This window comes from Acidovorax sp., from assembly GCF_016783915.1.
Taxonomy (GTDB): domain Bacteria; phylum Pseudomonadota; class Gammaproteobacteria; order Burkholderiales; family Burkholderiaceae_C; genus Acidovorax.
In genome coordinates, this window is the sequence record NZ_JADHVT010000051.1 from 1 (window position 1) to 27,000 (window position 27,000).

24 protein-coding genes and 1 pseudogene are annotated in these 27,000 nt (G+C 65.6%); 16 read left to right on the plus strand and 9 right to left on the minus strand.

Annotation, left to right across the window (positions count from 1 at the left end):
* From ISS20_RS11660 to ISS20_RS11685, 6 genes and pseudogenes are all read left to right on the plus strand, one after another.
* Positions 1-431 (plus strand): annotated as a pseudogene (locus ISS20_RS11660) (benzoyl-CoA oxygenase); the annotation flags it as partial.
* 330 nt (positions 432-761) lie between these two features.
* Positions 762-1,562 carry a DUF3348 family protein gene (locus tag ISS20_RS11665; protein ID WP_291436766.1) on the plus strand — a complete coding sequence of 267 codons (801 nt, stop codon included), beginning with the start codon at positions 762-764 and terminating at the stop codon, positions 1,560-1,562.
* Positions 1,559-4,228 (plus strand): DUF802 domain-containing protein, encoded by a 2,670-nt coding sequence (locus tag ISS20_RS11670; protein ID WP_291436768.1) that lies wholly within the window; start codon positions 1,559-1,561, stop codon positions 4,226-4,228. The genes ISS20_RS11665 and ISS20_RS11670 overlap by 4 nt, the downstream gene beginning before the upstream one ends.
* Positions 4,225-4,893: an OmpA family protein gene (locus ISS20_RS11675; protein ID WP_291436770.1), complete on the plus strand. Its 669-nt coding sequence runs from the start codon at positions 4,225-4,227 to the stop codon at positions 4,891-4,893. Before ISS20_RS11670 ends, ISS20_RS11675 begins: the two co-directional genes overlap by 4 nt.
* Positions 4,890-5,480, plus strand: coding sequence for a DUF2894 domain-containing protein (locus ISS20_RS11680; RefSeq protein ID WP_291436771.1), 591 nt, complete (start codon positions 4,890-4,892; stop codon positions 5,478-5,480). The genes ISS20_RS11675 and ISS20_RS11680 overlap by 4 nt, the downstream gene beginning before the upstream one ends.
* A 263-nt stretch (positions 5,481-5,743) precedes the next feature.
* Positions 5,744-6,040, plus strand: a complete 297-nt coding sequence (locus tag ISS20_RS11685; RefSeq protein WP_015015694.1) for a DUF4148 domain-containing protein — start codon at positions 5,744-5,746, stop codon at positions 6,038-6,040.
* A 159-nt stretch (positions 6,041-6,199) separates the two neighbouring features.
* On the opposite strand, the gene ISS20_RS11690 is transcribed toward ISS20_RS11685, so the two are convergent.
* A complete protein-coding gene (locus ISS20_RS11690) occupies positions 6,200-7,102 on the minus strand; it encodes a LysR family transcriptional regulator (RefSeq protein WP_291436774.1) in 903 nt (300 codons plus the stop codon).
* Between the two features lie 99 nt (positions 7,103-7,201).
* Here ISS20_RS11690 and ISS20_RS11695 point away from each other — a divergent pair, with 99 nt between their 5' ends.
* The 3 genes from ISS20_RS11695 to ISS20_RS11705 are packed head-to-tail and all read left to right on the plus strand — an operon-like array spanning position 7,202 to position 12,207.
* The gene (locus ISS20_RS11695) at positions 7,202-8,776 is read left to right on the plus strand and encodes an NADH-quinone oxidoreductase subunit L (RefSeq protein WP_291436776.1); all 1,575 of its coding nucleotides are present in this window, start codon (positions 7,202-7,204) and stop codon (positions 8,774-8,776) included.
* Between the two features lie 24 nt (positions 8,777-8,800).
* The gene (locus tag ISS20_RS11700; protein ID WP_291436779.1) at positions 8,801-11,353 is read left to right on the plus strand and encodes a YbcC family protein; all 2,553 of its coding nucleotides are present in this window, start codon (positions 8,801-8,803) and stop codon (positions 11,351-11,353) included.
* Positions 11,353-12,207, plus strand: coding sequence for a DUF6671 family protein (locus ISS20_RS11705; RefSeq protein WP_291436780.1), 855 nt, complete (start codon positions 11,353-11,355; stop codon positions 12,205-12,207). Before ISS20_RS11700 ends, ISS20_RS11705 begins: the two co-directional genes overlap by 1 nt.
* A gap of 124 nt (positions 12,208-12,331) precedes the next feature.
* On the opposite strand, the gene glmS is transcribed toward ISS20_RS11705, so the two are convergent.
* Positions 12,332-14,266: a glutamine--fructose-6-phosphate transaminase (isomerizing) gene (gene glmS / locus ISS20_RS11710; protein ID WP_291436782.1), complete on the minus strand. Its 1,935-nt coding sequence runs from the start codon at positions 14,264-14,266 to the stop codon at positions 12,332-12,334.
* Between the two features lie 139 nt (positions 14,267-14,405).
* Here glmS and ISS20_RS11715 point away from each other — a divergent pair, with 139 nt between their 5' ends.
* The 4 genes from ISS20_RS11715 to ISS20_RS11730 all read left to right on the plus strand — a co-directional run bounded on the left by ISS20_RS11715 (position 14,406) and on the right by ISS20_RS11730 (position 17,691).
* Positions 14,406-14,894 carry an Lrp/AsnC family transcriptional regulator gene (locus ISS20_RS11715; protein WP_291436784.1) on the plus strand — a complete coding sequence of 163 codons (489 nt, stop codon included), beginning with the start codon at positions 14,406-14,408 and terminating at the stop codon, positions 14,892-14,894.
* 181 nt (positions 14,895-15,075) lie between these two features.
* Entirely contained in the window at positions 15,076-16,104 is a 1,029-nt protein-coding gene (locus ISS20_RS11720) for a DnaJ C-terminal domain-containing protein (protein WP_291436786.1), read from the plus strand.
* The gene (locus ISS20_RS11725) at positions 16,101-16,481 is read left to right on the plus strand and encodes a MerR family transcriptional regulator (RefSeq protein ID WP_291436788.1); all 381 of its coding nucleotides are present in this window, start codon (positions 16,101-16,103) and stop codon (positions 16,479-16,481) included. The genes ISS20_RS11720 and ISS20_RS11725 overlap by 4 nt, the downstream gene beginning before the upstream one ends.
* Before the next feature lie 157 nt (positions 16,482-16,638).
* On the plus strand, positions 16,639-17,691 hold the full coding sequence (locus ISS20_RS11730; protein WP_291436790.1) for a sensor domain-containing diguanylate cyclase: 1,053 nt from the start codon (positions 16,639-16,641) through the stop codon (positions 17,689-17,691).
* A 21-nt stretch (positions 17,692-17,712) separates the two neighbouring features.
* Here ISS20_RS11730 and ISS20_RS11735 read toward each other — a convergent pair whose 3' ends face one another.
* The 3 genes from ISS20_RS11735 to ISS20_RS11745 all read right to left on the minus strand — a co-directional run bounded on the left by ISS20_RS11735 (position 17,713) and on the right by ISS20_RS11745 (position 21,014).
* Positions 17,713-18,516, minus strand: coding sequence for an ATP-binding protein (locus ISS20_RS11735; protein WP_291436792.1), 804 nt, complete (start codon positions 18,514-18,516; stop codon positions 17,713-17,715).
* 147 nt (positions 18,517-18,663) lie between these two features.
* Positions 18,664-20,082, minus strand: coding sequence for a bifunctional UDP-N-acetylglucosamine diphosphorylase/glucosamine-1-phosphate N-acetyltransferase GlmU (gene glmU / locus ISS20_RS11740; protein WP_291436794.1), 1,419 nt, complete (start codon positions 20,080-20,082; stop codon positions 18,664-18,666).
* 176 nt (positions 20,083-20,258) lie between these two features.
* A complete protein-coding gene (locus ISS20_RS11745) occupies positions 20,259-21,014 on the minus strand; it encodes a Crp/Fnr family transcriptional regulator (protein WP_291436797.1) in 756 nt (251 codons plus the stop codon).
* Positions 21,015-21,141: 127 nt separating this feature from the next.
* Here ISS20_RS11745 and ISS20_RS11750 point away from each other — a divergent pair, with 127 nt between their 5' ends.
* Positions 21,142-21,540: a BLUF domain-containing protein gene (locus tag ISS20_RS11750; RefSeq protein ID WP_291436798.1), complete on the plus strand. Its 399-nt coding sequence runs from the start codon at positions 21,142-21,144 to the stop codon at positions 21,538-21,540.
* Between the two features lie 59 nt (positions 21,541-21,599).
* On the opposite strand, the gene fabF is transcribed toward ISS20_RS11750, so the two are convergent.
* Positions 21,600-22,874, minus strand: coding sequence for a beta-ketoacyl-ACP synthase II (gene fabF, locus ISS20_RS11755; RefSeq protein WP_291436800.1), 1,275 nt, complete (start codon positions 22,872-22,874; stop codon positions 21,600-21,602).
* A 160-nt stretch (positions 22,875-23,034) separates the two neighbouring features.
* Here fabF and ISS20_RS11760 point away from each other — a divergent pair, with 160 nt between their 5' ends.
* The gene (locus tag ISS20_RS11760; RefSeq protein WP_291436802.1) at positions 23,035-23,649 is read left to right on the plus strand and encodes a TetR/AcrR family transcriptional regulator; all 615 of its coding nucleotides are present in this window, start codon (positions 23,035-23,037) and stop codon (positions 23,647-23,649) included.
* Between the two features lie 117 nt (positions 23,650-23,766).
* Here the strand turns inward: ISS20_RS11760 and ISS20_RS11765 are convergent, their stop codons facing one another.
* Both ISS20_RS11765 and ISS20_RS11770 read right to left on the minus strand, forming a co-directional pair.
* On the minus strand, positions 23,767-24,144 hold the full coding sequence (locus tag ISS20_RS11765) for a DUF2917 domain-containing protein (RefSeq protein ID WP_291436804.1): 378 nt from the start codon (positions 24,142-24,144) through the stop codon (positions 23,767-23,769).
* Positions 24,145-24,249: 105 nt separating this feature from the next.
* Entirely contained in the window at positions 24,250-24,789 is a 540-nt protein-coding gene (locus ISS20_RS11770) for a DUF2917 domain-containing protein (RefSeq protein ID WP_291436806.1), read from the minus strand.
* A 131-nt stretch (positions 24,790-24,920) separates the two neighbouring features.
* Between ISS20_RS11770 and ISS20_RS11775 the strand changes: the two genes are divergently transcribed.
* The gene (locus tag ISS20_RS11775) at positions 24,921-25,922 is read left to right on the plus strand and encodes a LysR substrate-binding domain-containing protein (protein ID WP_056743853.1); all 1,002 of its coding nucleotides are present in this window, start codon (positions 24,921-24,923) and stop codon (positions 25,920-25,922) included.
* 93 nt (positions 25,923-26,015) lie between these two features.
* Here the strand turns inward: ISS20_RS11775 and tyrS are convergent.
* The coding region (gene tyrS, locus ISS20_RS11780; protein ID WP_291436808.1) for a tyrosine--tRNA ligase at positions 26,016-27,000 on the minus strand (985 nt) is incomplete at its 5' end.

Sequence of the window (27,000 nt, forward strand, 5' to 3'; positions counted from 1 at the left end):
TGATGATCTGCACCGGCACCGGCAGCGCTCCCATGCGCGCCATGACCGAGTGGCGACGCAGGCTACGCAACAGCGGCAAGTTTGAGGGCGGCAAGCTCCTGCTGTTCTTCGGCGCACGCACGGAGCAGGAACTGCCCTACTTCGGCCCCCTACAAAGCCTGCCCAAGGATTTCATCGACATCAACCTGGCTTTCTCCCGCACGCCCGGGCAGCCTAAGCGCTATGTGCAAGACCTGATGCGTGAGCGCGCCGCCGACCTGCTGGCCCTGCTGCGCGATGACAACAGCCACTTCTACGTCTGCGGCCTCAAGGGCATGGAAGAAGGCGTGGTGATGGCGCTGCGTGACATCGCCCAGGAGGCGGGGCTGAGCTGGGACGCCCTGGGTGGGACGCTTCAGCTCGAAGGGCGACTGCATCTGGAGACGTACTGAGGCTGGAGCGTGAATCGCACCGGCTAGATGCCCCCGGCGTCTTTTTGGCTTGAAATTTCGGCGTTGGCGACTGCGGTCAACCCAAATGACCTATGTGAGACGCGAAATCCTGTTGAGCCTCACCCAATTAGCAATAGATGGGGCCCTTGTGGGCAGCCGTTCCGCACGCTTCTCATGTGTAACAGCTGCAACGCCGGGCGCTGACCAACGGACCGGTCTTTCGTTCCTGCGAAAATAGCGGGCTTTGCCTACGGGGGACCCGTTCCCCCTTGCATGCGCCGCCGGACAACCCAGCGCGGCGATGCCCACCCAGTGCATGGCCTCCACGGGATGACCCAACACCACCGACTCAACAGCGCACCTCTTGTGGTCCTGCTCCAGCAATGGACGCGGGAGGCCAGCGAGCGAGCGGCACATCCCGTATCAGCACCCAAGCCACCCGACGTGGCGGAGCAGCTGAGCCAATGGCTGGGCACCGTGGATGCTGTCCAGCTCAGCCGGGCGCTGCACGCGATCGAGTCCCTGCCATCGCAGGCGGCTGCGGCAAAACGCCCAGCGTTGGCTCTGAACGTGGCCGCGTTGACCGGACTTGTACAGCAGACCCGTGCAGATCTCGAAGCGCTGATGACCACCAAGCCAGCAGCGCCCAAGCCGCTGCGGGCCCGGGCTGACAACACGCCCGTGGAGCTGCCCGACCCGATGCTGGATACAGATTTCGCCACACATGCACCGCGCTATCTGGACCTGCAAAAGCAAATGGACCTGCGATTGCAGACCCTGAGGGCGCAGGTGCGCCAGGCCATCGCACAAGGCACCGCCACATTGCGCCAAATCGCAGCGCTGGACGCAGTCATGGAGCGCATGCTGGCATCGCGCGAACAGCGGCTGTGGGCCTTGCTTCCTGCGCACCTGGAGCGCCGTCTGGCACACCGCCAACGGCAACACCAGCACAGGCTGATGGCACAGGCGCTGGCAGATGAGCCGGCGCGCTGGCGACAGGCTGGTGGCTGGCTGTGGGCCTTTGAGCGCGACATGCAGGCCCTGCTGATGGCAGAGCTGCAAGCGCGCGTGGAACCGATCACAGGGCTGCTGGAAGCAGCCCAGAACGACACAACAGGACAACAAGAATGAACAAGAGTGTGATGGCAGCCATCTTCGCTGCAGGCCTGGCGGCCGTAGGCTGGGTGGGCTGGGGTTTTATGGGCACAAGCCCGTTGGCGCTGGTGATGACGGTAGTGATCGCCGTCACCTACCTGCTGGGGGCCTGGGAGCTGATGCGCTATCGCGCTGCCACCGCTTCGCTGGCTCTTGCACTGGAGGCACACACCGAGCCCCCCGCACTGGACGCCTGGCTGGAACGCCTGAACCCCGCCCTGCGTCACCCAGTTCGCCAACGCATCGAAGGCGAACGAGTCGCCTTGCCCGGCCCCGCGCTCACGCCCTACTTGGTGGGACTACTGGTCATGCTGGGCATGCTCGGGACGTTTTTAGGCATGGTGGTGACATTCCACGGTGCCGTGTTCGCCCTGGAGGCCTCAGGCAACCTGGAGTCCATTCGCAACGCGCTGGCCGCGCCCATCAAGGGGCTGGGCCTGTCATTCGGCACGTCCGTCGCGGGTGTCGCCACATCCGCTGCGCTGGGGTTGTTGTCGGCCCTGAGCCGCAGAGAACGTCTGCAGGCAGTACGCCAGCTGGATGCACGCATACCCACGCTGTTCCGTGCGTTCTCGTCGGTCCAACGACGCGAGGACACCTTGCTGGCCCTGCAAGCGCAGGCCCAGGCCCTGCCACTGATTGCCGACCGCCTGCAAGCCATGATGGACGGGCTGGAGCGCCGCCACAGCCAGCTCAACGACCAACTTCTGGCGCAACAGCAGGGCTTTCACAACGAGGCCTCTGCTGCATACACCCGATTGGCGCAGGCCGTGGGCACATCGCTGCAAGACAGTCTGAGCACCAGTGCCCAGCAAGCCACTGCCGCTCTGCGCCCGGTGGTGGAGCAGGCCATGGCGACGCTGGCACAAGAGTCCCAGCGCACCCACGAGCGGCTGCGAGAGCAGACCGGCAACCAGCTGCAAGCCCTCAGTGCCCAATGGGAGGGCACGGCGCGCAAGGTGGGCGACACATGGACCCAGGCGCTCGATCAGCAGGCGCACGCACAGGGCGCACTGGCAACCCGGTTTGAAGGGGCGTTGCAACAGCTCACGCAGGCTTTCGACGAACGCTCGACAACCCTGGTGGACTCGCTGCACGCTTCGGCGGCACAGCAACAGGCCGCCCAGGCCGAGTTCGACCAGCGGCGACTGCAAGGCTGGGGGCACTCCATGCAAGACATGGCCCGCAACCTGGCCGCAGAATGGCAGCGCATGGGCACCCACACGCTGACCCAACAGCAGGAGGTGGGCCAGGCCCTGGAGCGCTCCGCACAGCAGATGGACCAGCAACTGCAAGCGACCACCCTGGCATTTGCACAACAGGCTCAAGCCCTGGTCACCACGCTACAAGCAACGGTGGCCGAAGCCCACGGTGCGCAACGAACCGCTGACGAACAGCGGCTGGCAGGCTGGACGCAATCCATGCACGAGATGGCCCAGAAGCTCAGCGCCGAATGGCAAAGCCTAGGGACACAGACCGCCGCACAGCAACAGGCAACCGGCGCTGCACTGGCAAGTGCTGCCCAGCAGATCGAGCACCGCCTTCAGTCTGCGAACAACGCCTTTGAAGAACGCTCCAGCGCATTACTGGCTGCATTGCAACGCACCGTGGCCGAGGCCCACCAGGCGCAACGAGAGGCTGACGCGCAGCGGCTGACAGGCTGGAGCCAGTCCATGGAGGGCCTGGCTCACACGCTCAGCGCTGAATGGCAGCGCGCAGCCACACAGACCGTGGAACAACAGCGCTCCATGGTGCAAGCCCTGGAAGACACCGCCACGCAGGTGAGCCAGCGACTGAACGCCCAGGTGGAACGCACGTTGAGCAGCACCACTGCGCTGATGGAGCAATCCGACGCGTTGCTGCGCACGCGCATCGACACCGAAGCCCAGTGGGTGCAAGCCCAGGGCCAACGCATGGAGGCACTGACCCAGGTGTGGCGCGATGAACTGGTCGCCCTGCGCGATGCCGAAGCCACACGCGGACAGGCGGCCGTGGACCGCCTGGATACCCTGCAAGCCGCCGTGGCAGAGCACCTGGCCACCCTGGGCGCTGCGCTGGAAGCGCCACTCACGCGCCTGCTGCAGACCGCCTCCGATGTGCCGCAGGCTGCGGCCGAAGTCATCATTCAGCTGCGACAGGAAATGACACGCCTGGGCGAACGCGACAACCTAGCATTGGCTGAGCGCACGGCCATGACACAGCAACTGGGCACCCTGCTGCAATCCGTGAACGAAGCCGCCGCTCAGCAACGCACAGCCATCGATGCCCTTGTGGGTTCCGCCGCCCAGGTGCTGGAACAAGCCGGCCAGCAATTTGCCCAGGCCCTGGGCGCGCAGGCGGGCAAGGTGGACGAAGTGGCGGCACAGGTGGCGGCCAGTGCCATCGAGTTGTCCAGCCTGGGCGAATCCTTTCACCACGGCGTGGGCCTGTTCAGCGCCAGCAACGACAAGCTCATGGAGAGCCTGCACGGTATGGAGGGCGCCCTTCGCGAGTCCATGGGCCGCAGCGACGAACAGCTGGCCTACTACGTGGCGCAGGCTCGCGAGGTGATTGACCTGAGCATCAGCGCACAACAAGGCATCGTGGAAGACCTGCGCCGGCTGCATGGCAGGGCCACGGCAGAACAAGGGGTGCCCGCGTGACCGGCATGGATGACACCCTGGACGATGCCACCGACCAGACAGCTCCGGTATGGGCTGTCTTCGGCGATCTGATGGCGGGACTGCTGGGTGCGTTTGTGCTGATCCTGGTGGGCGTGCTGGTGGTGCAGATTGATCTGGTGGCCAGCCTGCAGCAGGAAGTGCAAAAGCGCCAGATGGAAGAGCAGCGGCGCATGGCGCTCGAAAAGGCCCTGGCCATTCCGCTGGCCAGCGGGCGCGTGACGGTGAACAACGGGCGCATTGGCATCAGCGGTAGCGTGTTGTTTGCCACCGGCTCGGACGAACTGCGTACAGAGGGGCGGCAGCTGCTCAAAAGCCTGGTCCAGCCGTTAGGCGTCTACTTGCGCGAGCGCGATGAAATGCTCATGGTCAGCGGCTTCACCGACAACACCGCGCTGCTGCGCGGCAGCCAGAAACGTTTTGCGGACAACCTGGAGCTGTCAGCCCAGCGTGCACTCACCGTGACCCGGGCGCTGATTGACGAAGGTATGCCCTCGTCCCAAGTGTTTGCGGCCGCCTTTGGCGCCGAACAACCCGTAGCCGACAACAGCGACGAAAAAGGCCGCGCACAAAACCGGCGGGTGGAGATGGCGCCTGTCCCCAAGGCAGCACCACCCCGGCCTGCCGAGCCCCCGCGCGCGCCATGACCGATCCCCGCCTGGAGGCCTTGCGTGCAGCAGGCGCGCACCATCACGACCCCGCGCGTTTCCACTATCTGGAGGTGCTGGCGCGCCGCCTGCCTGGCCAGCCGCCCGCCGTGCAGCGGCTGTTGGCGCACAAGCTGGAGTCCGCACTGGCACGCTACACCCAGAACCCGCCCCGCACAAAACCATCGATCGGCCACCAAAGCCATGCCAACCCAAACTCTCCGCTGGCGCGGCTGAATCAGTCGTTGGGCATCCCCCAGCCCAGTACCGCAGGGGGCGACCCTTTTGTGGTGGATAGCGCTCCATTGCCCGCGCTCAAAAGCGCGCACCAGTTCAGCAAGGCTTGGTCACATATTGCTGCGGAGCAACAGGTGGTGCAGGCCCTGCACCGGGGCCCTGAGAACGCAGGACCGCTCAACGCGCACAAGCTGGTGCTGCGTTCACTCAGCCTGATGCGCTCCCTGTCTCCGGACTATCTGCGCCACTTCATGGCGCAAATGGACACCTTGCTGTGGCTGGATCAGGCGAGCCACAAGGCACCCAGCCCCGCTGCCCGCGCGGCACGCAAGGCGCGCAGCAAGCCCTAGCCATTCGCGGCCGCAGCAGTGCTGGAGCGGCTCGAACCCCAACTCGGTCGGATCGCGTCCTCAGATTATTCTCAATACCCGAATAGTCAATTCGCTACCAACTAGTTTTTTATTGAACACCATCGGCGTACAGTTCATCCCATCGATGAGCCGAACCCGTCAGGCGACTCACCGAACCCGGAGTGAAGCAGTTTTAAGCCTGCGCTTTGTGCTCTTCGCCCCGGCTTTTTTTGAGACGCTTTTTTCATTCAAGGATTTGCATCATGAACAAGACCGTACGTTTCCTCTCCATCGCTGCTGTTGCCGCTTTCGCCTCGTTGGGCGCTCACGCTGATGAAGCCGATGCTTCGCAATTTGCGACCCAGTTCGAAACCCAACGCACCCGCGCCGAAGTCCGCGCAGAGGCCGTGGTAGAAGCCAAAACTCACAGCATGGAACCCGCCGGCTCGCGTGTTGCCACCTACCAATCCACGGCCGACCGTGCAGCCGTTCGTGCCCAGGCCGCAGAAGCCGTTCGCACAGGTCAGATCTCCCACGGCGAAATCGGCAACGCCATGTGATTGAAGGTGATGCGGGCGTCCCGGACGCCACCGCCCGGCGTATTCGCTGCTGCCGGGCAAGGGTTTTCCCCGCGCAACGCACCACATCGCCCATCAAGGAGCTCCCCTCGCGGGAGCTTTTTTATGAGCGCACTTTCTGGCGATTCCATACAAGGGCTGTCAGGGCGTACCAATGCGGCCTGATGAACGATCCAGCAGGGTTTCCAGCACCTCGATGCGGTGCCGATGACGGGTGGTGATGGCGTAGAAATGCTCCTGCAGCCCGGCGGAGTAGCCCACCTTGACCAGGATGCCAGCGCGCAGCTCGTCCTGAACCACCACCTCGGGCAATACGGTCAGCCAACCACTGTCACGGGCGATCAGGCGCAACATGGCCATGTCATCGACCTCAGCCCGCAAACGAGGCGTCACTCCGGCCGATGCGCACAGGGCGTCAAACTGCGCACGCAGTGCATGGCGGGGGCCGGGCAGCGCTACCTCCATCCCTTCCAGATCTTCGGGTATCCGCAATGAGCGCGACTGCCATACGCTCGCGGGGCCGACCAGCGATATGGACTGGCTCCCGAGAAACTGGCAATGCAAGGGACGCTCGGAGTCGGAAGGCACCGTTTCATTGGCCAGCACCACGTCCAGTTGGTGGTGCACCAAGCGGGAAATGAGCCCCTCCAGCAGCCCTGACTCGAGTGTCAAAACCACGGACGAATCCGCCAACAAGGGGCGGATCCAGTTCTCCTGGTAGTTGCGGGACAACGTCGCCACGCTGCCTACGCGCAGCCGAGTGACCCCAGAAGCGCTGCCCTGCAGGCGCCCCAGCATTTCCTGGCCCAGCCCGAAGATGTTCTCGGCATATGCCAGCACCAGCTGCCCGGTGTCGGTCAGCAACAAGCGACGGCCTTCGCGCAGAAACAGCTCCTCACCCAGGCGCTCTTCCAGTTGCCGGATCTGGGTGGACACCGCGGACTGAGAGGTGTGCAGTTCTTGCGCTGCCTGGGTGAGATGCCCGAGCTTGGCCACTCGCCAAAAGTAGAACAGGTGGTTGAAGTTGAGTTGATCGAGCCTCATTGTTCTATTTTTAATATTATTTTGTTCTTTTCAATGTATTTTACAGAACAGTAACCCCACAGCATCATCGCCCCCAGTCTTGTTTCTGGAGGTTGAGTGATGCCATTTCTTCATGTTTTGTCCCAGGCCAGCGCATGGGTACCGGGCATGCTCATGCTGGCCGCGATGGCACTGGCGCTGTGCCATAAAGGCTCGGTCGCCGCGTTGTGGCGCTGGATGCTGTTCCTGTCTGGTGCTGCCTTGGCGGGTTCTGTCATGGCGGCTATCGCTGCCATGGCTGGCATCGGCAATCCGGATCTCCCAGGCTGGCTCAAGGCATCGTCGATGGGCTTGTGCATGGGGGTCTTGGTGCAACTGCTGGGTACCGTCATCGCAGGATTTTCTGCACGGTATCTGGAAGGAGAGCATCGCCAGCAGCGCTATATGGCGGCGCTGGCTGGCGTGCTGGCTGCCGTGCATGTCCTGCTGCTGGCAGACCATTGGATCGTCCTGGCCATCGCCTGGGCTCTGGTGGGAATCGCACTACAACACCTGCTGTGCTTCTACCCCGACCGGGCATTTGCCAGCCTGGCAGCCCACAAAAAACAGATTGCTGACCGGGTGGCCGACGTATTGCTGGTCAGCGCGGCGGCACTAGCCTGGCTGGAAGTCGGCAGCGGATCTTTGTCCGCACTGTGGGCGCACATCGCGCGCGAGGGCATGTCCCCGTTGTTGCACACCAGCGCCGTGCTGCTGACCCTGGGCGTGATTTTGCGGACGGCCTTGTTGCCTGTGCATGGCTGGCTGATCCAGGTGATGGAGGCGCCCACACCGGTGTCTGCTCTGCTGCACGCAGGCGTTGTCAACCTTGGCGGTTTCGTCCTGATACGGTTTGCCCCTCTGCTTGAAAACGCAGCCGCTGCCCGCGTTGTGCTGGTCGTTTTCGGGCTGGGAACAGCAGTGCTCGCTGGCATAGTGATGCTGACACGCATCAGCATCAAGGTGCGACTGGCCTGGTCCACCGTGGCGCAGATGGGGTTCATGCTGCTCGAATGCGGGCTGGGCCTATACACGCTGGCTGCGCTGCACCTTGTGGGGCACTCGCTGTACAAGGCCCATGTGTTTCTGTCGGCATCCAACGCTGTTCGGCAAACCCGGCTGCAAGCCATGCACAGCGCAACACCCCCCACTGCGATCAGCCTGGCGCTTGCACCGGTCGCCGCGACGGCCACCGTGCTGCTGGTGCTGAACCTGGCAGCGGATGCACCCTGGCCCGCCTGGTGGTCCGCCGTGCTGGGGCTGGCCTGGGCACCGTTGCTCTGGTCGCCTCAGGGCCAAGCATCCGTAAAGACTGCGGCTTTGCACAGCCTTGCCGGGCTGGTGATGGTGGCGGGCCTCACAGGAGCTGCCGTTGCCATTCACCATCTGCCTCTGGGCTTGCGCGATGCTCCTTCACACGTTCTGGGGTGGCTGGCACTGATCGGGCTTTCAGGGCTTTACCTCTTTCTGGCGCTGCTGCAAAGACAACCCCACATGCTGCGGGCGTGGCGCCGCTGGAGTTATGCGGGGTTCTACATCGACGAGGCCTATACCCGGCTGGCACTGTACATCTGGCCCACGGCCTGGACACCACCTGCCGCGCGCGACGCCGCCCCACGTGTACCGGGCCCCGCTCTGCAAAGAGCCGCCCACTGAACTGCCCTGCACCCGGAGAACCCCATGATGGAATCATTGACCGACTGCCCCACCGAGGAGCTCGCGGCGCAAGCGCCCACGCAGGCTGAGTCGCACCCGGCATCGCACAACGACATCGACACAGCCTGCGCACAAGCATGCCAAGCCATCGCACCGGCCTGGCCCCTGGACCGTGCCATTGCAGTCAACCCGCACTGGGCGCGCATCGGCATGCCGGTGCGCCGGGTGGCTGCGCGCATGGCAGCGCTGGGAGGCATCCAGGTCTTTCCCGGTCGCGACCGGCAGCTGCAGGCGTGGACGGAAGGACGCATCAGCCCGCTGGACCTGGACCAAGCCCTCCGCCTGGTGCCTCAGGCACAAGCCTGCGGCTTGACAGCTGCAGCCTGTGTGCAGGCGCTGCACAGCACTCAGCCGGTGGAGCAATTGCCCCTGCTGATCGATGTGCTGGACAACGACCCCCACCGCCACACCCGCTTGTCCTGGCGCCAGGCCATCACCCACCAGGTGAGCCAGACCTGCGCGGCGTATTTCGACCAGAAACAGGCCGACTGGCAGCCCCAGCGCTCCGAGGGCCTCTACGCGTTCTGGCGCGAGAGTCTGCAGCACGACCACTCCATCGGCCTGTTGATGGGCTTGCCACAACTGGCCGAGGCATTGGAAGCCCTACCCGACACCCGCGAAGACGCCGAACGCTGGGTGCTGCACAGGCTGCGCCTTCCAAAGGCGGTGTGGCCAGACTATCTGGAGTCGGTGCTGCTGACGGTGAATGGCTGGGCTTCCTGGTGCGCCTATCTGGGCTGGCAAGCCCACTTAAACCAGGCCACCGACCCGCACCTGCGGGAGTTGCTGGCAATCCGACTGGCATGGGGCGCCGTTCTGTTGCATTGCAAGGACGACGCCGCAGGCACCCATGCCTTCCAGGCGCTGCAACAGGCCTGGGGCCAGGCACCCGCCTTGTTGCAACGGGCAGAGCAGGCATTGCTGGTCGATGAAGTGTGGCAAGTGGCCCTGGAAATCGGCTACCAGCGCCAGCTGGCCCAGCGGCTGCATGGCGCAGGCAGTGCTCCGCCCAATCCGCACGAGATCGAGGTGCAAGCCGCCTTTTGTATTGATGTGCGCAGTGAGCCGCTGCGGCGGTCCCTGGAGGCCGTCTGGCCTGCCGTGCAGACCATCGGCTTTGCGGGCTTCTTTGGCCTGCCACTCGCCTACACCCCGCTAGGCACCAGCGCTCGCACTCCGCATCTGCCAGGCCTGCTGGCTCCCGCAGTGGAAGCCACCGACTGCTTTGTGCCGTCCGCCACTGGCGCTTCACAGACCAATACTACGCTGCAGACAGCGGCCACCAGTGCGCGCGCCAAGCGTTTCGCGCTGGCCGACCAATGGCTGTCCGCCAGCCGCTGGCCCGGTGCGGCTTTCTCGTTTGTCGAGGCGGCTGGCGTGGGTTACGCAGGCAAGCTGGGCCGGTGGCTGCTGCCATCCCGGCAAGCCAGAGCCCGCGACGCGCTGGAAGGCCTGCCAGCTCGGTATCGCCCCCTGTGCCGGCCTCAATTGACGGGGCTGGATATCGACGCCAAGGTGTCACTGGCTGCGCGGGTGCTGCGCTCCATGGGGCTGGACGGTTATCTGGCCCCTCTGGTGCTGCTGGTGGGGCATGGCAGCCAATCGGCCAATAACGCCCATGCGGCAGCGCTGGACTGCGGCGCATGCTGCGGCCAGACCGGCGAAGTCAGCGCCCGCAGCCTGGCGCAACTACTGAACGAGCCTGCCGTGCGCACGGGCCTGAGCAAACAGGGACTCACCATTCCGGAATCCACAACCTTTGTGGCGACCCTGCACAACACCACAACCGATGAGATCGAGGGCTTTGACCTGGACCTGCTGCCCCCAGCCGCCCGCCAACTGTGGGACAGCCTACAACCAGTGCTGCACCATGCCAGTGACCAGGTCCGCAGAGAACGGGCGCCGCACCTGCACATCGACCCACGGGCGCCCCACGACGACTTGCTGAAGCAGTTGCGCAGGCGCGCCAACGACGGGGCCCAGACACGCCCTGAGTGGGGTCTGGCAGGCAACGCAGCCTTCGTCATCGCGCCCCGGCACAGGACTCTGGGCGCTGCACTGCAAGGACGCAGCTTTCTGCACGACTATGACGCCCAGAGAGACCCTGACGGCAGCCTGCTGGAGGCGCTCATGACCGCGCCTATGCTGGTCACTCACTGGATCAACTGGCAGTACCACGCATCCACCTGCGACCCCACACGCCTGGGGAGTGGCAACAAGGTGCTGCACAACGTGATGGGCGGAAACATCGGCGTCTTTGAAGGCAACGGCGGCGATCTGCGCATCGGCCTGTCGCAGCAATCGGTGCACGACGGCAAGCGCTGGGTCCACGAACCGCTGAGGCTGACCGTGGTGATTGATGCGCCCCGCCAATCCATCGACGCAGTGATCGATCAACATGCCGTCGTCAAGCAACTGGTGGACCATGGGTGGCTGCATCTCTGGCGGTGGGAAGGCGCCGACCTGACGCGCTATGACCAGGGTCTCTGGGAGCCGCTGCACACGGAGAACTGGTGATGCACAACAGTGCGCTCCCCTATGCTGACCGTCGCATCGCCTTGCTGACCCAGCATGGCAAGGAGCAGGTCATCGCGCCCACGCTGGAGCCTGGCCTGGGTTGCACGATTGAACATGTCAGCGGGTTCGATACCGACCTGCTGGGCACTTTCACCCGCGAAACGGCACGTGCGGGCTCGCAGCTGGAGGCAGCACGGCGCAAAGCTCGAAAGGGCATGGAGCTCTCCGGCCTCGATGCCGGCCTGGCCAGCGAGGGCAGCTTTGGTCCCGATCCGTTCACAGGAATGGCGCCCTGGAACGTGGAGCTGATCGCCTGGCTGGACGACCGCATGGGCATCGAGGTGGTCGGCATGGCACAAGGCCCCGCACGCAGTGGGCATCTGCTGAACGATGACTGGAGTGCCGTGGAGGCGTTCGCTCAGCGCAAGGGCTTCCCGGAACACCAGCTGGTGCTGCGTCCGGAGAGCCAGGACGACATCCGTATGCACAAAGGTATCGCGGACTGGGAGCAGCTGCGGCACTGGTTCGACGCATGCCAAGCCCAGTCCACCAACCGCCAAGTCTTTGTAGAGACCGACCTGAGGGCCTTTGCCAACCCCACCCGCATGCACCTCATCGAGGAAGCTGCACAGGATTTGCTTCAGCGGCTGCAGTCCTGCTGCCCCACATGCGACGCCCCTGGCTACTGGATTGCCGAGCGTGTACCAGGGCTGGCCTGCTCTGCGTGCGGACTGCCTACAGCGTCCTGCCGCGCAGAGGTCTGGTCATGCCCACGCTGCGAATACCAATCCAGGATCAACAAGGCCACACGGGCACTGGCAGATCCGCGCCACTGCGCGCGGTGCAATCCTTGAGCTGCGTTAACAACCGTCAAGCATCAATCGCACTGGTGTAGACGCTGACCTGAGAGACTTCACAACCCGAGCAGCAGATAGCAAATCGATCAGTCAGGTTATGAAAAACGGCCTGTTCACCAAGTCACTCCACGGTGACGCTCTTTGCCAAATTCCTTGGCTTGTCCACATCCGTCCCCCGCGCACATGCCGTGTGATACGCCAGCAGCTGCAGCGGCACGACATGCAGCAGCGGGCTCAAGGGGCCATAGTGCTCGGGCATGCGGATGACGTGGATGCCTTCGCTGCTTTCGATGCGGGTGTCAGCGTCGGCCAGTACGTAGAGCACTCCGCCGCGGGCGCGCACCTCCTGCATGTTGCTCTTGAGCTTCTCGAGCAAGGTGTCGTTGGGTGCCACGGTGACCACGGGCATGGCGCTGGTGACCAGGGCCAGGGGGCCGTGCTTGAGTTCACCGGCCGGGTAGGCCTCGGCGTGGATGTAGCTGATTTCCTTGAGCTTCAAGGCGCCTTCGAGTGCGATGGGGTAGTGCAGCCCCCGGCCCAGAAAGAGCGCGTTTTCCATGCGCGCAAAGTCTTCGGCCCAGCTGATGATTTGAGGCTCCAGCGCCAGCACGGCCTGCAAGGCCACGGGCAAGTGGCGCATGGCCTTGAGGTGGGCTGATTCCTGCTCGTCGCTCAAACGTCCCTTGGATTGGGCCAGCGCCAGCGTCAATAAGAAAAGGCCCGCCAGCTGTGTGGTGAAGGCCTTGGTGCTGGCCACGCCAATCTCCACCCCGGCGCGCGTGATGTAGGCCAGCTTGCATTCGCGCACCATGGCGCTGGTGGCCACGTTGCAGATGGTGAGGGTGTGTTGCATGCCCAAGGACTGCGCGTGGCGCAGCGCGGCCAGCGTGTCGGCGGTTTCGCCGCTTTGGCTGATGGTGACAACCAGGGTACGGGGGTTGGGCACGCTGGTGCGGTAGCGGTATTCACTGGCCACTTCCACCTGCGTGGGGATGCCTGCAATGTCTTCCAGCCAGTATTTGGCGGTGCAGCCGCTGTAGTAGCTGGTGCCGCAGGCCAGGATCAACACGTTGTCGATCTCCTTGAACACGCGCCAGGCGGCGGCGCCAGGCTCGCCGTACTGGCCCGCGCCATCGAACAGTTCGGGCACGATGCCGGCCAGGCCTTCCAGCGTGTCGGCGATGGCGCGCGGCTGCTCGAAGATTTCCTTTTGCATGTAGTGGCGGTAAGGGCCCAGCTCGGCCGCGCCACTGTGGGCCAGCACGGTGCGCACGGGGCGCTGGGCGGGGGTCAGCGCGGCGCCGTCTTTGCCCACGATCCAGTAGCGGCCCAGTTGCAGGTCCACCAGGTCACCTTCTTCCAGGTAGATGATCTGGTCGGTAACGCCCGCCAAAGCCATGGCGTCGCTGGCCAGAAAGTGCTCGCGTGACGCTGAAGCCCCGGCGACAGCGTCCTTGCCCACCCCCAGGATCAGTGGCGACCCGGCGCGTGCGCCTACCACGCGGTGGGGTTCGTCCTTGTGCATGACGGCGATGGCATACGCACCATGCAGCTCGGCCACGGTGGCCTGTACGGCTTCGAACAAGTCACCGCTGTAGTGGCTGTCCACCAGGTGGGCAATGACCTCGGTGTCGGTCTGGCTCGCAAACACGTAGCCGCGCGCCTGCAATGCCTTTCTCAGTTCTTCGTGGTTTTCAATGATGCCGTTGTGCACCAGGGCCACGCGGCCCGCGCTTTGGACCTGCGCGTCTGCGCCTGTACCGTGGCTGAAATGTGGGTGGGCGTTGTGCACGGCGGGCGCGCCATGCGTGGCCCAGCGGGTGTGGGCGATGCCGGTGGCACCGTCGATGTGCTCGGTGCTCACCTGCTCCAGCAGCTCGGCCACGCGGGCGGTGCTGCGGGCGCGCTGCAAGCCAGCGGGGCGGGTGGCGTCCAGGCTGGACGCATGCACTGCCACGCCGCAGGAGTCATAGCCCCGGTATTCAAGCCGTTGCAGGCCTTGCACGAGGATGGGAACGATGTTGCGCGTGGAGACCGCGCCGACGATACCGCACATGGTGGTTGCCTCTGGGTTGGATTCGATGGGGCGATCGTAGGCATCACCGAGAAAAATTATCGATTGATATTCATATATTTTTGAACTTTAATTTCACCAATCTTCACGAATGAAATTTTCAGTCAAATTTCCTCTGACAATGGAATCCATATCCCTCGACACGATCGACCTCCAGCTGCTCAACCTGCTGCAAATCGATGCCGCACAGAGCAATCAGTCCCTGGCCGAGCAGGTGCATGTGTCCCCACCCACCTGCCTGCGCCGCATCAAGCGCCTGCACGATGTGGGATTGATCGAGCGCCAAGTGGCCATCCTGCAGCCCGACCGGCTGGCCGCGTTGCAAGGCCATGGGCTGGCGTGCATCGTGGAGGTGTCGCTGGACCGCCAGGGCGCCGAACAGCTCGACGCCTTTGAGGCCCGCGCCGTGCAGGAGGCCGCCGTGCAACAGTGCTGGCGCGTGTCGCCCGGGCCGGACTTTGTGCTGGTGGTGCACACACGGGACATGCCGGGTTATTTGGCGCTGTCGCAGCGCCTGTTCACAGGCGATGCCAACGTGCGCAACGTGAAAGCATTTTTTGCGACCCGCCGTGCGAAATTTGAGACCAAAGTACCTGTAGCGCTGGATTGATATGCCCCAATAGCTATCAATACAATAGCAATTTGCATTCATTGCAGTTTCGTCTGCGCCGGGTGGTCGCGTTGTCCTCGCGTTGTCCTATTGCCTTCGGGCCGCATCGGCATAGAGTGTTCCGATACACAGGGTGTGCGCCGCGCATGTCGCCAACGCTCCTTGTGCAGGAGCCTGCTGCATGGAGTTCAAGGACTACTACCAGACCCTGGGCGTGAGCCCCACGGCCACGGCCGACGAGATCAAAAAGGCCTACCGCAAGCTGGCGCGCAAATACCACCCCGACGTGAGCAAAGAGCCCGACGCCGTTGCCCGCATGACGGCGCTGAATGAGGCCAACGCCGTGCTGTCAGATCCCGAAAAACGCGCCGCTTACGACCGCCTGGCACAGGAGCCCCACGCACGGCCCGGCCAGGAGTTTCGCCCGCCGCCCCACTGGGATGCCGGTTTCGAATTCTCCGACGGCGCAGGCAGCCATGGCGGCACCCACGGGCCCGGCGGTGCGTCGGGCGACTACAGCGACTTTTTTGAGCAGCTGTTTGGCCGAGCCGCGCGGGCACGTGGCACATCAGGCCGCGCCGAGCGGGGTGATGGACCGCAGGGCCCGCAAGCCCACGCACAGCGCGGCACCGACCACCATGCCCGCATCGAACTCGACCTGGCAGACGCCTACCGGGGCGCCGAGCGCACCCTCACACTGCAAAGCGCACACCAGGCCGACGACGGATCGCTGGTGCGCGACGAGCGCCAGCTGGCCGTCAAGATTCCCCAGGGCGTGCGCGAGGGCCAGCTCATCCGCCTGGCTGGGCAGGGCAGCCCGGGCTGGGGCGGCGCACCAGCGGGCGATTTGTTTCTGGAGGTGCTGTTCAAGCCCGACCCGCGCTGGCGCGCCGAAGGGCGCGATGTGTACCAGCCACTGGCCGTGACCCCGTGGGAGGCCGCACTGGGCGCGTCCGTCGAGGTCACCACGCCCGGCGGATCGGTGATCGAAGTGAGCGTGCCCGCAGGCTGGAAGTCCGGGCGCAAGCTGCGCCTGAAGGGCCGTGGCATTCCAGGCCACCCCCCGGGCGACCTGTACCTGGAGCTGCACCTGGCCTTGCCCCCAGCCACCAACGACGCCGAGCGAGCCGCCTACGCCGCACTGGCGCAAGCCTTTGCCCACTACCAACCGCGCCCCACCTCCACGGCGCAGCCAGGAGCCCAGCCATGAGCCCAACCATGAGCCAGCCCACGCCCACCACCCCGCTCGCCGAGCTGCTGGACGATACCGACCACGCTACTGACCACACTACAGCCACCCCGCCCAACGGCGCGGCCCTGACGCTGGACGCCTTGGCCCGCGCCTGCCGCATGGACGCCGACTGGGTTATGGCCCGGCTGCAGGACGGCCTGCTCCAGCCGGGCGCCGTAGGGGTTGACGACCCCAGCACCTGGCGCTTCAGCGGCGCCACCGTGGTGCGCGCGCGGCGCATCGCTCACCTCGAAGTCACCTTTGACGCCGACCCCCACCTGGCCGCACTCACGGCCGACCTGATCGAGGAAGTGGCGGCACTGCGCCAGCAACTGCGGCACCTGCGGGCGCATTGAAAGAGCCATAGCCCCCAGCAGCGCGCTGCGGTAGCCGCGTGCGCGTGGGTGGTCATTTCGTGCTGGTATCGCTTCGCAGCGCGTTGTAAGCTCCGTCGCACTTTCTACCCATGGCCGGTGGACGCCCCGGTGGCGCCCCTGGCTCCCTTTCACATCCATGCCCACACCCCGCCGCCAGATGCCCCGCCGCATCTACCCCTTGCGCATCCTGGGCATGGGGCTGGGCGGCATGGTGGTGGCGATGGTGCTATGGGAGCGCCAGGCATCCGCCATGGCCTGGGCGGCGCTGCTGCTGCCAACGCTGGTGTGGCCGCATGTGGCCTACCTGCTCACACGCCGATCCGCCGATCCCTATGCCGCCGAGGTGCGCAACCTGCTCATCGACTCGGCCCTGGTCGCCACGCTGGTGCCGCTGATGCACTTCAACCTGTTGCCCAGCGTGCTGCTGCTCACCCTGACCATGGTGGACAAGATCACCACCGGCATCCGGGGGCTGTGGGCGCGCGCCCTGTGGGTGATGCTGGCGGCCGGCATCGCCAGCACCGCCGTCATGGGACTGCACTGGTCGCCAGAGACCTCCATGCGCGTGATGGTGGCGTGCCTGCCGGTGATGTCGCTGCATACGCTGTCGGTCAGCATCGTCAGCTACCAGCTTATCCGGCAGTCTGCGCGCCATAACCAGATGCTGGACGAATTGCGGCGGGTGGACGCGCTGACCGGCCTGTTCGGGCGCGGCCACTGGCAAGAACAGGCCGAGGCCGCACTGCGCCGCCACCACACCACCGACGAGCCCGCCTGCATGCTGATGCTGGACATCGACCACTTCAAGGAGATCAACGACGCCTACGGCCACACCGTGGGTGACGAGGTGATCCGCGCCCTCGCCCATGTGGTGCGGGGCAACGTGCGCGCGGGCGACTGCGCGGGGCGCTACGGCGGGGATGAATTTGCCATCGTGCTGCCCGGCATGCAGGCACGGGATGCGCTGGCCATTGCCCAGCGCATCCGCGAGCAGACCGAAGGCGTGCGCTTGCGCAGTCTGCCCGAGCTGCGCATCACCAGCAGCATCGGCGTAGCCCCGGCCGACCACCGCCACAGCAGCCTGCGTGCGTGGATCGACGCGGCCGACGCAGCGCTGTATGCGGCCAAGAATGGTGGGCGCAATCAGGTGGCCGGGTGCATGGAGCCAGCGCTGGTGCCGGCGGTGTAAAGGCCACCACTGCGGGCAGCTTCAGATCTCGTTGGCGGCTGCAGGACTCACCGGCCACTGCACCCTTACCGTGCAGCCTGCCCCCGGCACTGCCGTCGCACTGATCTGTGCGCCGTGGCGCTGCGCAATGGCACGGCACAGCGCCAGGCCTGTGCCCACACCCTCGAACTCCGTCTCGCGGTGCAGGCGCTGGAACACGCCAAACAAGCTGCCCGCGCGTGCCGGGTCGAACCCCACACCGTTGTCCTGCACGGTGAAGGCGACCTCGCCTGCCGGTGCCGCGTCCGCCGACACCGTGATGCACGCTTGCGCCACGGGGCGGGTGAACTTGAGGGCATTGCCCAGCAGCTGCACCAACAGCTTCTGCAGCAGCGTGGGGTCGGCCTGCAGCGTGGGGAGGTCCGCGCCTATGCGCCACTCCACAGCTCGCCCTGCTTCGGCAGCGTCCAAGGTGATGCGTGCCTGCGCGATGGCATCGGCCAGCGGCACGGGCTGCAGCCGCAGAGGCGCGCGTGTGGCACGCACCAGGGCTTGCAGGCCGTCGATCATGAGCCCCATGCGCCGGGCCGACTGGTCCATGGTGGCGAGGAAGCCCAGTGCCTCTTGCACCTCAGCGCCCTGCACCACCTCGGGCGGCAGGTCGCACAGCACCTCGCGCACCAGCGTGCCGTACGAGGTCATATGCCGCAGCGGCGCACGCAGGTCGTGCGACACCGCGCGCAAGAACTCCTCTTGCGCAGCCGCCATGTCGGCCACCTGCCGCTGGCTGCGGGCCAGTTCGGCGCGCAACCCTTCCATGGTCCGCCTGTCCCGTTCTTCATCCATGCCAATTTTCCTCATCCCGCAGCATGGCGCGGCCCAGGCCAGGAGCCGCCGCGCAAGGGCCGCCGAGACACCATGGGGTCGCTGCGCCTGCGTGCGCTGGCGGCGTCCCCCTGGAGGGGGAAGGCGCGAAGCGACTCTGGGGGTGTTTCATTTTTTCGGGCGCGACCAGTTGGCAATGCTGACCTGCTTGCCCCGCGCCACGCTCAGCGCGCCGGGCGCCGTGCTCTTGGTGATAGTGCTGCCGCCGCCCACCGTGCCGCCAGCGCCAATGGTCACAGGCGCCACCAGCACGCAGTTGCTGCCCACGTGTACGTCGGCCTCGATCACCGTGCGGTGCTTGTTGGCGCCGTCGTAGTTGGCGGTGATGCTGCCTGCGCCATAGTTCACGCGTTCGCCCACGGTGGCGTCGCCCAGATAGGCCAGGTGGTTGGCTTTCGCACCATCGGCCAGGGTGCTGTTTTTCACTTCCACAAAGTTGCCGATGTGCACCTCGCGGCCCAGCTGCGCGCCGGGGCGCAGGCGGGCAAAGGGACCGATCAACGCACCTTCGCCCACCGTGACGCCAGCCTTTTCGCCATCGATATGGGTGTAGGGGTGAATCACGGCGCCGGCCGCGATGCGCGCATTGGCAATGCAGCAGTTCGCGCCGATGCTCACGCCCTCGCCCAGCTCCACGCGGCCGGTGAAGACGCAGTTCACGTCGATCTCCACGTCCTGCGCGCAGACCAGCTCGCCGCGCACGCCGGTGCGGGTGTCGTCGCGCAGGTCAAAGCGTGCTGGGTCGGCCAGTCGCACGCCCTGCTCCATCAGGCTGCGCGCGGTGCGCAGCTGGTGCGCACGCTCCAGCTCGGCCAGTTGCAGCGGGCTGTTGACGCCCGCCACCTGCAGTGCGTCGGTGATGCGGTGGGCCACCACGGGCACACCATCGGCTACAGCCATGGCGACGATGTCGGTGAGGTAGTACTCGCCCTGGGCGTTGTCATTCTTCAGCCGCGCCAGCCAGGGCGTGAGCAGCCGCGCAGGTACGGCCATGATGCCGCTGTAAACCTCGGTGATGGCTCGCTGGGCCTCGGTCGCATCCTTGTGTTCGACGATGCCTTGCACGGCGCCTTCTGCATTGCGCACGATGCGGCCGTAGCCCGCGGGGTCGGGCAGGGTCACGGTGAGCAGCGCCAATTGCTCGCCTGCACTCGCAGCCACCAGCGCGCGCAAGGTGTCGGCCTGGGTCAGCGGCACATCGCCTGACAGCACCACCGCCGTGCCGTCGTCACGCAGGTGAGGCACGGCCTGCAACACGGCGTGGCCCGTGCCCAGCTGGGGCTCCTGGCGCACAAATTTCAGGTCAAAAGTGCCGGTAGCGCCGATCGCACCTGCGGTAGCTGCTTCTACTTCTGTAGCACCGTGGCCCGTGATGACGATGGCGCTGCGGGCCTGCAGGTGCGCGGCCTGGTCCAGCACATGGTGCAGCAGCGGGCGCCCGGCCAGGCGCTGCAGCACTTTGGGGGTGCGGCTTTTCATGCGCGTGCCCTTGCCGGCCGCCATGATGAGGATGTCGAGTGGGGTCATAAACAGATCGGTGTGGTGAGCGCGATCAGGGCACGCCGCGCGGGCATGGCGAGGATTATCGTGCTGCCACCTGCAGGGCACCCAGCGCTATTTATTTGATAGCTGCTGGCGCTTTCACTATAGGCGCGTTCGCCCCCTGGCACACGAACTTTGTCGCGTCCAGGAGTCTGCGTGGCCTACAGCAGCGGCATCAACCGTGGCGGGGTGTCGTAATACTCGGCGATGCGCGCCAGCGCGCGGGTGTTGAGCAGGCGCAGCCGCCCGTTTTTCAGCTCGTGCAGGCCCAGCATGGCCAGGCGCCGAAGCGTCTTGTTGGTATGCACCAGCGACAACCCGAGCGCATCGGCAATGTGCTGCTGGTTGAGCGGGAACGCCACCGAGCCCTCTTCCACCAACCCGATGCGATCCAGCCGGCGGTACAGGTGCATGAGCAGCATGGCCACACGCTCAGTGGCGTTGCGGCGGCCAGCGGTGAGCAGGTTGTCGTCCACATGACCCTCTTCGTGCGCGGACAGCCAGGTGATGTCGTAGCCCAGACGCGGATGCTCGCGAAACAGCGCCCACAGGCTGTCGTTCTGGAACACGCACAGCGAACAGTCGGTCAGCGCCTCGATGCCATGTGCCGATACCTCGCCAAACTCCTGCTGCAGGCCTACCAGGTCGCCGGGCAGCAGGAAGTTGAGGATCTGGCGGCGCCCGTCGCTCAGCGTCTTGTAGCGAAACGCCCAGCCCGAATACAGCGTGAACAACTTGGCGTTGGTCTGGTTCTCGCGCACCAGCGCACCGCCCGCTTCCACGGCGAGGCTGTCGGTACGAAAGCCTTCAATGAAATCCAGCACCTCCGGTTTCACGGCCGTGAAGGCACCCGTTTTGCGCAAGCGGCATTGCTGGCAGGCAGGCGGACACGCGTGGGGCGGCAGGGAGACGTTCATGGTGGCGCCATTCTAGGGACCCGGGCCGTGACCGCGAAGCAGTGCAGCGGCCCCGCAACGCCTGCCGTACCTCTATGTCTTTTGACATTGCACCGCGCAGGCGGCCCTCCTACATTGGGCGCTACTTATGAAAATCAGCTCCGCCCTCTACGAAGTTCTCTACGTCAGCACGCTGGCGCCCGACCAGCCGACCGCCGTCGTGGCAGAGATTGCCGCGAAGGCGCGCCAGGTCAACGCCGAGCTGGACGTCACGGGCCTGCTGATCTTTGACGGCCAGCGCTTTTGCCAGCAGCTCGAAGGCCCGCAAAAATCGGTGCTCAAGCTCATCGAACGCATCCGCAACGACCCGCGGCATGTGAATGTGGAGGTGGTGCACAACGGCCCGTTGGCGGGGCGGCGGTTTCAGCAGTTCAGCCTGGCGTTCAGCACGGTGGAAGACGCCGACGCGCTGTCCCGCATGGAGCGGCTCGATGGCGAAGCGGCACTGGCCGCGTTTGAAGCCATGCGCGGCGAACTCGTGATCTGAACAGGCGCTGCACTGCGCCCGTTGCGCACCGTGCGGCACATGCGCCCACGTGGGCAGTCTCAAGCCGTTGGCAACCAGCGCCGCAGGATCAGCGTGGCATTCACGCCACCGAAACCAAACCCGTTGAGCATGGCGTGCGTGACCGCCATGGGCCGGGGCAGCAGCGCCACCAGGTCCAGCCCCTCGGCCAACGCATCGGGCGTGTGCAGGTTCAGCGTGCCCGGCACCACCTGGTCGCGCAGCGCCAGCGTGGTGAAGATGGCGGCCACCGCGCCCGCCGCTCCCAGCAGGTGGCCGGTGGCCGACTTGGTGGAGCTGATGGCCACCTGTGCCCCCGCGCCAAACACACGGCGGATGGCGGCCAGCTCACCCCGGTCGCCCACACCCGTGGAGGTGGCGTGTGCGTTCAGATGCTGCATGTCCTGCGCCGTGAGGCCCGCCTGCGCCAGCGCGGCCAACATGCTGCGCGCGGCGCCGTCACCATCTTCGGGGCCTGAGGTGATGTGGTACGCGTCGGCCGACGTGCCGTAACCCACCAGCTCTGCGAGTGGCGTGGCGCCGCGCGCGAGGGCGTGGTCCACCGCCTCGATCACCAGCATGCCCGCGCCCTCGCCCATCACAAAACCGTCGCGCTGCGCATCGAACGGGCGCGATGCCTGCTCGGGGGTGTCATTGAACGCCGTGCCGAGCGCCTTGGCCGCCGCAAAACCGCCCAGGCTCACACGGTCGATAGCGGCCTCGCTGCCGCCGCACACGGCCACATCGGCCTCGCCGCTGCGGATCAGGCGTGCGGCATCGCCAATCGCCTGCACGCTGGCGGCGCACGCGGTGACCGGCGCTCCCAGCGGTCCCTTGAGCCCGTAGCGAATCGACACCTGCCCCGCCGCCAGATTGACCAGGAACGACGGCACCGTGAACGGCGACAGCCGCTGCGGCCCGCGCGTGTCGGTGGTGCGCACCGCCTCGGCAATGGCGCCAAAGCCACCGATGCCCGAGGCGATCACCGTGGCCGTGCGCTCGCGCGCCAGCTCATCGGCAGGCGGCCAGCCGGCCTGCGCCAGCGCCTGCTGCGCGGCGCCCAGCGCGAAGGGGATGAAGCGGTCCATCTTGCGCTGGTCTTTGGACGAGACGATGGCGTCCACATCCCAGCCGCCCTCGGGGTCTTGCGCTATGCCGGGAACCTGCCCGGCGACCTTGGCGGCAATGCCTTCCGTCACCGCGTCCGGCAAGCGCGAGAGGCCGGAGCGCCCAGCCAGCAAGCGCTGCCACGCCAGTTCCACGCCGCAGCCCAGCGGCGACACCAGGCCCATGCCCGTGACCACCACGCGGCGCATCAGGCCACGCCCTCGTTGCTACACACGCCACTCGCTTTTTTCATGGATTCACCTCGTCAGACAGTTGCGGCACAGAGGTTCTGCGCCTTTATGATTGCAATCGTCATCATAAACCGCGAACCCATTTTTTGCGTACGACCGCAATCAATAAGAGGCTTTCATGAGGGTTTCCAAAGCACAGGCCGCAGAAAACCGGCAGGGCATCCTGGACGCAGCATCCCGCCTGTACCGCGAGCGGGGGCTGACCGGCGTGGGGGTGGCCGACATCACGCGCGATGCCGGGCTTACGCATGGCGGGCTGTACCGGCATTTCGCGTCCAAGGATGCGCTGGTGCAGGAGGCGTGTACACGAGCGTTTGACTGGTCGATGACCCCGCTGGAAGGCGCAACACCCCACACCACCCTGGGCGAGCGCATCCAGCGCTACCTCTCGCCCCAGCACCGCGACGCGCCGGGCACAGGTTGCCCCGTCGCTGCGCTGGCGGTGGACGCAGCACGGGCGGGCGGCGGGCTGTCGGAAGTGTTTGCCCAGGGCATCGAGCGCAACATCCAGCGGTTTGCCCAGTTGCTGGCAGACGGCAGGGCCGAGGCAGGCAGCGCTACGGTGCAGCCACAAGACCGGGAGCGCGCGATACAAGTGCTGGCCACCATGGTGGGCGGGCTGGTGCTGGCCCGGGCCACCGCTGCGGCGCAGCCCGCGTTGTCGGATGAATTGCTGGCGACGCTGCAGACCCAGTTGATCGGGCTGTTGGGCGAAGACCCGCAGACGGCCTAGCGCTTGCCCCAATGCTATCAAAAAAAGAGCTGCTACCGCTTGACGGACAAGCGCTAGCAGCTCTTTTGGACTCTGACTCCACACCCCCACCGAGGCACCCAAGCCCCTCAGACCAGGTCAGGCGCAGCAGGCGTCGCCCCAGGCGGGAGCCCCATTGCCCACAGACGCACGGCGCCACCACGATGCAGGGCGGGCACTGGCGGCATCGCCGCGCACCCAGCGGTATTGCAGGCGGCGCCCGTTCAGGGGCTCAACCACCACCGACTGGCCTGCCGCCACAGGCAGCGACTGGCCGGCACACAGAAACACGTCGCTGCTATCGCACAGGCCCTTACCCAGCGTAACCCAGGCCTGGCCTTCGGAGATGCGCAAGGTCATCGCGGCCCTGGGGGCCAGAGTGACGGCGGCGCCAGCGGCCACGCTGCCAGCCTCACCGGAGGCAGCGCCCATGGCGCGGGAAGATGCGAACAGATGCAGAGCGTGAGAGGTTGTCATGATTTTCTCCGGGTTAACCCTAATAAGACCGTATGGTGCGCGGGTTGCAGAACAACGTCCAATGAAAAGCACGGCACCGATTGATGCTTTTCCTGCATGTCGTCGTCAAGCAGCCCTGCGCTGCCACTGGGGCGCTATCCGATTGAGAGCAAACCGGGCCAGGCCAGCGGCAAACCGCCCGCCTGCGCCCGTCACATCGGCCAGTGCCGCACCCAGGGCGCGTCCGCCTTGGGCGAGCGCCTGCACCAGGTCGCGCAGCGGCTGCACCACGCCACATTCCCAATCTCGGGCGGCCAGGCTGGCAGGAGGCACCAGGGCGGGGGATGCCATGACGTCCCAGCGGAAAGCCACAGCCTCGGCGCTGCCCCGGGGGTTCCAGGCCTCCATCACCACATGCTGGCCCGGCGCAATGGTCAATTGCTCGCCAGCCCGCAGCACATGGTCGGCCGCCGCACCCGGCAAATCCGCCAAAGACCCGCTCAAAGTGAGCCAGACCTGCCCCTGGGCAATCTGCAACACACCATGGGTGTGCGGGCGCAGCGACAAGGCCCGGCCTGTGGCAAGTTTCCAGCAGCCGGCCGCACGACGGCCAGCCGTGGCGGCGTGGACGGATTGTTGCGATTCCAGAACGTTGCGGGGGGACATGACAGGCTCCTTGGCTTCAGTAAAACGTGTTGAGGAGCCTGGATAGTGCGCTTTACACCGTACACAGTCCAATGAAAACAAGGTACGCTATTCATTCCGTCAACGCATGAATCGCACTCAGGATCACTGCCATGGCCTCTGCCGAATACTCTCCCGCCGTCTTGCGCACCCGGCCCGTGGCCACAGGGCACTGGCGCGCCTTCCTGACTGTGGCCAAACACCTGAACTTTCGCGCGGCCGCCGACGAGCTGGCCCTCACCCAGTCGGCCGTGAGCCGCCAGATCCAGGCGCTGGAAGAAGAAGTGGGCGTGCCCCTGTTCCTGCGTCACACCCGTGCTGTAGAGCTGACCAGCGCGGGCGCACAGTTGCAGCGCGCCGTGGGCCCGGCGCTGGAGCGCATGGACGCCGCCGTGCGCCTGGTGCGCCAGACGGCTGGGCGCCGCAGCGTGGCCATCACCACCTGGGCCAGCTTTGCATCGATGTGGCTGATCCCACGCATGGAGGAGTTTCAGCGCGACAATCCGGGCATCGACATCCGCATTGATGCGAGCGACGTGCAGGTGGACCTGGAAACCTCGGACGTGGACCTGGCCCTGCGCTATGCCATGCCGGCCGGTGCCACCCAGGGCGGCATCCGCCTGTTTGGCGAGCAACTGGCCGTGGTGGCAAGCCCCTGGCTGCTCAAGAGCGGCAAACCGCTGCGCACCCCCGCCGATGTGGCGCAGTTCACCCTGATCGAGGCGGGCGACGCCCACCGCACGCACTACCTGGAATACCTGAGTTGGCGCCGCTGGTTCGACACCCGCGACCTGACCAAGCTCCAGCCCCAGCGCTGGCTGTACTTCAACTACGCCCACCAGATCGTGCAGGCCGCGCTGGCCGGCCAGGGCCTGGCACTGGCGCGCATGCCACTGATTGCCGATGCCCTGGCCGCGGGCGACCTGGTGGAGGTGCTGCCCGGCCACCGCATCGACTCGCCCCTGGCCTACTGGCTCATGGTGGGGCCGCGCAGCGCGCAACGGCCGGAGATCAAGGCCTTCTGCGCCTGGTTGCAGGTGCAGGCCGAGGCCACCCGCCAGGCGATTGGCGATGTGCCCGACCCGGACCTGAACGACAACCTGGACGGGTCATGAAAAAAAAGCGCTGGGCCCTGCGGCCTCAGCGCTTTCATTTTGATAGCTATCAGCGCTTATTCTTCTAGCGCTTGCGGCTGTTTTGACCCCAAATCAGGCCAGAGTCACCCGTGCAAACTTGCGCTTGCCCACCTGCACCACGTAGGTGCCGGCGTCCAGCTTCAGGCCCTTGTCACTGACCACGCTGCCTTCCACGCGCACGCCGCCGCCGTCGATCAGGCGGTTGGCCTCGCTGGTCGAGGGGGCCAGGTTGGCCTGCTTGAGCAGCGCACCGATGCCCAGCGGCGCGCCAGACACGCTCACCTCGGGGATCTCGTCCGGCACGCCGCCCTTGCTGCGGTTGATGAAGTCCTGCTCCGCGGCATCGGCCGCAGCCGCGCTGTGAAAGCGCGTGGTGATCTCCTTGGCCAGCATCACCTTGGCGTCCTTGGGGTTGCGCCCGCCAGCGATCTCCGCCTTGAGCGCGGCGATGTCGGCCAGGCTCTTGAACGACAGCAGCGTGTACCAGTCCCACATCAGGGTGTCGCTGATCGACAGCACCTTGGCAAACATGGTGTTGGCGTCCTCGGCAATGCCGATGTAGTTGTTCTTGGACTTGGACATCTTGTCCACGCCGTCCAGCCCCACCAGCAGCGGCATGGTGAGCACACACTGCGGCTCCTGGCCATATTCCTGCTGCAGATGACGGCCCATGAGCAGGTTGAACTTCTGATCGGTGCCACCCAGCTCCAGGTCGCTCTTCAAGGCTACCGAGTCGTAGCCCTGCATCAGCGGGTACAGGAACTCATGCACCGAAATGGACTGGCCGGTGGTGAAGCGTTTGTGGAAGTCGTCGCGCTCCATCATGCGCGCCACGGTGTACTTGGCGGCCAGCTGGATCATCCCGGTAGCGCCCAAGGGTTCGCTCCATTCGCTGTTGTAGCGGATCTCGGTGCGGGCCGGGTCCAGCACCAGGCTGGCCTGCTTGTAGTAGGTCTCGGCATTCACCTTGATCTGCTCGGGCGTGAGCGGCGGGCGGGTGCTGTTGCGGCCCGAGGGGTCGCCGATCAGGCTGGTGAAGTCGCCGATCAAGAAGATG